General features: G+C 58.7%; 2 protein-coding genes and 1 pseudogene. All 3 read left to right on the top strand.

Features of this window, described 5'->3' with window-relative positions:
• The first annotated feature begins 2 nt into the window (after positions 1 to 2).
• Positions 3 to 116 carry an SEC-C metal-binding domain-containing protein gene (locus tag E5W70_RS32550; protein WP_292665474.1) on the top strand — a complete coding sequence of 38 codons (114 nt, stop codon included), beginning with the start codon at positions 3 to 5 and terminating at the stop codon, positions 114 to 116.
• A gap of 159 nt (positions 117 to 275) precedes the next feature.
• The gene (locus tag E5W70_RS32545) at positions 276 to 599 is read left to right on the top strand and encodes an SgcJ/EcaC family oxidoreductase (protein ID WP_292665472.1); all 324 of its coding nucleotides are present in this window, start codon (positions 276 to 278) and stop codon (positions 597 to 599) included.
• A 74-nt stretch (positions 600 to 673) separates the two neighbouring features.
• Positions 674 to 852 (top strand): annotated as a pseudogene (locus tag E5W70_RS32540) (transposase); the annotation flags it as partial.

Here is an 852-nt window from a genome sequence, read left to right as displayed (position 1 = left end):
GGCTGCAACGCGGCGGCAATGATCAATGTCCTTGCGGTTCAGGTATGAAGTTCAAAAAATGCTGCGGTACCCGCCAGTTCCAGCTACGCCGCGGCCCTCGGGGAATTATCCCCTGACCGATATAGGCAGACCGATCCGAGGCAATCGGAGGCATGATCCTTTTCGAAAATCGATGCCGATTTTCCTAGGTCATGCGCAGACCATGGAGAAAGTGATGACGGAAGATGAGAGAGCAATCCGGTGGCTGGTCGAGACCTGGATGGCCGCGAGCCGGCGTGGCGACCCACGCAACTGTGCTCAGCCTGATGACGGACGATGTAGTCTTTATGGTTCCCGGCCAGGAACCATTTGGCAAAGAGGTATTCGCTGCGGCTTCCGAAAGCATGGCCGACGTTCACATCGACGGCGCGAGCGACATCGTAGAGTTGCTGATGCTTGGGGACTTGGCTTTCATGCGCGGCCGTATGGACATCACCGCAACCCCGCCAAACGGCAAGTCGGACCATCGATCGGGATATAAGCTGACGCTGCTACGTAAGGAGGGCGATGGCCAATGGCGGGTTGCGCGCGACGCAAACTTGCTGACCAAAAAAAGCTAGACCAAAGCGGAGGACCCCGAAGCAAACTGCAGAACCGAGGACGCGCCATTGATAGATGTTTGGATTGCGGATACATCGATGCCTTGTTCGATATCGAGCGCGCGATCAACGGCCCTGTTGCCAGGCCAACGCCACGCCGTGCGCCAAGAGCGGAGCGCGCCGCTGGTCACCGAGCTCGAGCGCTGGATGATCGAGACGCGCGACAAGCTCTCGCGCGGGCACGACCTGACCAAGGCCTTCAACTACATGCTGC

Source organism: Mesorhizobium sp. (assembly GCF_005063415.1).
GTDB lineage: Bacteria > Pseudomonadota > Alphaproteobacteria > Rhizobiales > Rhizobiaceae > Mesorhizobium.
The sequence above is the reverse complement of the archived record's forward strand: the minus strand, read 5'-3'. Positions and strand labels throughout refer to the sequence as shown.